This window comes from Chamaesiphon sp. VAR_48_metabat_403 (assembly GCF_031422475.1).
Taxonomy (GTDB): domain Bacteria; phylum Cyanobacteriota; class Cyanobacteriia; order Cyanobacteriales; family Chamaesiphonaceae; genus Chamaesiphon.
This window is the reverse complement of record NZ_JANPLS010000140.1, coordinates 1-3,777: the sequence shown is the minus strand read 5'-3', so window position 1 is coordinate 3,777 and position 3,777 is coordinate 1. Positions and strand designations below refer to the sequence as shown.

Here is a 3,777-nt window from a genome sequence, read left to right as displayed (position 1 = left end):
AGATTCTAGGGTGTTAATCCCCACCGAAGACTTCGATATTACTAAATGCGGCGACGGGCGCGCCGTGCCCTACCCAGACGATTTGATTGGGTTCGCCTTTACCGCAGAAGGGAGAACCGTACATTTCCCAGGTATTAGCATTACCGATTTGGGCGAGATTGCCCCAAAATTGAGGCGTGATGCCCCGATAATTAGGGTTGCGGACTGTTTGAGTCAATTTGCCATTTTCGATGAGCTGGGCGTATTCACAGCTAAACTGGAATTTATGACGGCGATCGTCGATCGACCAAGAACGATTGGATTCCATATAAATCCCCCGCTCGATGCCACCGATAATGTCGTCGAAGCTCTTATCCCCAGGTTCGAGGTTGATATTTGCCATCCGATCGATCGGCGGACGATTCCAGCTACAAGCGCGGCTGCAAGCGACTCCTGGTAGATCCAATCGCGCCTGACTTTCTAAGCTGCCTAAGCCGCGTTCTAAAATGCCATCGCGGATGATATATTCTCGTGTGGCGGTAGCTCCAGAGTCATCGAAGCTATAGCTGGCGAATTCCCCCGCAACGGTAGGATCGAAGGTAATATTCATCAGCGGCGAACCGTAGACGAGGTTGCCAAAATCTGCTGGTTTGACGAAACTTCCACCTGCATAATTGCGCTCGTCGCCCAAAATTCGGTCTAATTCGAGCGGATGTCCGACACTTTCATGGATTTGCAAGAGTAGTTGATCTGGTGCGAGGACGAGATTGGTGGTTTCTGTCGGACATTCCATCGCTGTCAGCAGTTCTACCGCCTGTTCGCCCACCTGTCGCACCCGCGCCCATAAGTCAGGCGTGAGAAAATATTCCATCCCCCCCTGATAGCACCGCGCCAGTCCCCCCCGATCGCTCCGATGTTGGATAATAGCTCCATCCTGTGCGGTAGCTGCATAATCTGTCGTCATCAGCAAAAATTTCTGATAGACATCGGAACCATTACTACTCACAAACCAGGTTTCGATTTCGCGGGTAATCATCGTGGCACTAGTTTGAACGATTTTTTCATCCACTTTAAGCGCATGACAAATCTTGCTCAGTTGTTCGCTAATTTCGCCAGGAGTGAGGCTATTAAATGGTTGGAGGGTCGGGGAAACATATTGCCCGACTACCTTGGGTCGCTGGGCGGTAGTGACGGAGTAAATTCGATAGGCACTAGCCGCGATCGCTTGCTGATAAGCTGTATTAGCAGCAGCTTGAATCCCCGCGCGAGTAACAATATTCGTCGCACTATAGCCAATTTGTCCATCGACTAATACTTCGACCATCACACCTTCACTAATGGTCGTACCATTATTTTGCGGCATTCCGTCCCGTGCCGATCGCCCGATCGACACTTCCCGCATTTTTCGCAAACCCACCCAATCTACAGGTAAATCGATGCAATCGAGTAAGTCACTGAGTCGAGCGGTTGGGGTGGTAATCATTTGGGGAGTGGGGGGGAGGAGTAAGGAGTAAGAAGTAAGAAGTAAGGAGTAAGAAGTAAGAAAAATCCCCTCCCTGGAGGGGTGCCCGTAGGGCGGGGTGGGTAGATCTTCGCTAAAACCGAAAGCCTAACACCTAATACCTAAAGCCTAATACCTAATTCCCGGACGACGATGATAGTACCGATATTCTAAATAATCTCGAACGATTTGCCCATGATCGAAACACAAATCGGTAGGGATTTCCCAGGGTGCAAAAATGCCGACGCTTTTGGCATCATCTTGCGCGATCGGCACTCCGGTGGCAGTAGCAATATATACGATACTAATTGTATGCTGCCTGGGATCGCGATCGGGAGCGGAGTAAACGTGAAACTGTTCGAGTAGTTGCACGTCTAGCCCGATTTCTTCTTTGGCTTCGCGGACTGCGGCTGTTTCTAACGATTCCCCATAATCTACAAACCCGCCTGGTAATGCCCAGCCATGCGGCGGATTCAGCCGTTCGATGAGGATAATCGGGCGGTGGGGTTTATCGATTAGTTCGATAATGATATCTACAGTCGGGGTGGGATTGCGGTAAGCCATGTTAGCGAAAAGGGATTATTAATTGATTCTTTGTTTTTTGGAGCTTGTCGATTTAGCTGTATTTTGAGAAGTATTTAATGTTTTAGTTTGTAAATATTCAAATCACAACGCCGAAGATGTGGATGAGTTATGTTTGCTAGTAATCACCCTGTTTTTCGTCGATAAACAGTCAGCAAAAGTCACACAAACATGTCCCAAACCATTTATGCTCCTGTTAAAGATTCAATAACTAGCGATATTATCTCCTCTGCCAACCTAAAATACAAGCAAGGGGATTATCTCGGATCGCTCACAGAATATACCGAAGCAATCCACATCGATCCTACCAATGCGCTGGCTTTTTGTTGTCGTGGAGTTGCCTATTATCGATTGGGTGATGAAGAGAATGCCAAGATCGATTATAACCGATCGATCGAACTCGATCCGACGCTGGCAGTCGCTTACTACCGACGGGGGTTTTTACGCTATGTGGCTAAAGAGTATGTGATGGCGATTGCTGATTATAATAAATCGATCGAACTAAATCCTGATTTTGCCCTGGCTTATTCCAATCGCGGCTATGTTTACCGCGACTTATATGGCGAACAGGAAGCGGCGATCGACTGGCGATTTGCTGCTAAATTATTTAAAGAGCAAGGTAATATCAAAAAGTATCAAAGTACGATGAAAGTACTCAATAAAATTATCGATACTGGTAGTTGGGGTTCTGGAATGTTATAACCGCGTATTTTATAATTCTACTTGTCCGATTAAGTAGATAGGCGTAGCTAAATATCAAATATCGCGTAGGGTGGGCATCTCCCACCAGCTAGGTTTCAGGCATAATCTATTTTATAAATAATTGCACCTACCTACTTATTAGATCGAGATCCTATTTCAATTTATTTTAATTCCCGACTTCATCTGAAGTCGGGAATTAACGTTGGAGTATTATTGGGCAACAATCGATTTATATAGTGTCTCGTATTCGATTGCCGATTTATCCCAACTGAAATCACTTTCCATCCCTCGTTGTTGGAGGGCTTGCCATTGGGGTTTATAATTAAAGCTTTCCCAAGCGCGTACCATACAGGTATAGAGATCTAGAGCTTCATAACGATCGAAGCAATATCCGGTACCTTTTTTATGCTGCGGATCGTGGTGAGTTACCGTATCGACCAAACCGCCAGTCCGACGCACGATTGGTACGCAACCATAGCGCATGGCTAACATCTGCGAGATGCCACAAGGCTCGAAGCGACTCGGCATCAGAAAAGCATCAGAACCCGCATAGATTCGGCGCGATAATGACTCATTATACAGTAAATAAGTCGCCATCCGACCGGGATATCGCGAAGCTAGTTGCCATAATTGCGTCTCATAATTGCGATCGCCAGTACCTAAGACGACAAACTGAGCGTCGGTATAAGCCAAAAACCGATCGAGTGTTTGCAGCATCAGATCTAAGCCTTTTTGCTCCACCAACCGCGATACCATCCCCACTAAGAAAGTATCGGGATTTATTGCCAAACCGACTTCTTGCTGGAGTGCGGCTTTATTAGCAATCCGATCTTCGATCGTTTTGGCAGTATAAGGTTTGGCTAAAGCTTTATCATTTGCCGGATCGTAAACTTCTGTGTCGATGCCATTGACAATTCCCGACAACCTGCCACTAATAAAAGATAGTAATCCCTCAATTGTCTCGCCATACTCGATCGTCTGAATTTGCGCTGCATAAGTCGGCGATACCGTAT

The 3,777-nt window shown here is 46.7% G+C and carries 4 protein-coding genes; 1 reads left to right on the top strand and 3 read right to left on the bottom strand.

All coding sequences use genetic code 11. The features are described 5' to 3' along the window. Window positions 1-13 precede the first annotated feature (13 nt). Both RMO79_RS06795 and RMO79_RS06790 read right to left on the bottom strand, forming a co-directional pair. Window positions 14-1,462: a TldD/PmbA family protein gene (locus RMO79_RS06795; protein WP_310482316.1), complete on the bottom strand. Its 1,449-nt coding sequence runs from the start codon at window positions 1,460-1,462 to the stop codon at window positions 14-16. 147 nt (window positions 1,463-1,609) lie between these two features. Beyond that, a complete protein-coding gene (locus tag RMO79_RS06790) occupies window positions 1,610-2,044 on the bottom strand; it encodes an NUDIX hydrolase (protein ID WP_310482315.1) in 435 nt (144 codons plus the stop codon). A 189-nt stretch (window positions 2,045-2,233) separates the two neighbouring features. Here RMO79_RS06790 and RMO79_RS06785 point away from each other — a divergent pair, with 189 nt between their 5' ends. Further along, a complete protein-coding gene (locus tag RMO79_RS06785; protein ID WP_310482313.1) occupies window positions 2,234-2,764 on the top strand; it encodes a tetratricopeptide repeat protein in 531 nt (176 codons plus the stop codon). A 210-nt stretch (window positions 2,765-2,974) separates the two neighbouring features. Here RMO79_RS06785 and RMO79_RS06780 read toward each other — a convergent pair. After that, window positions 2,975-3,777: glycosyltransferase (locus RMO79_RS06780; RefSeq protein ID WP_310482312.1), on the bottom strand; the 803-nt coding region annotated here is incomplete at its 5' end.

Excerpts from the sequence above, each read along its gene's own strand:
- RMO79_RS06785 (WP_310482313.1), top strand. The coding sequence starts at position 2,234 with ATGTCCCAAACCATTTATGCTCCTGTTAAAGATTCAATAACTAGCGAT.
- RMO79_RS06790 (WP_310482315.1), bottom strand. The coding sequence starts at position 2,044 with ATGGCTTACCGCAATCCCACCCCGACTGTAGATATCATTATCGAACTA.
- RMO79_RS06795 (WP_310482316.1), bottom strand. The coding sequence starts at position 1,462 with ATGATTACCACCCCAACCGCTCGACTCAGTGACTTACTCGATTGCATC.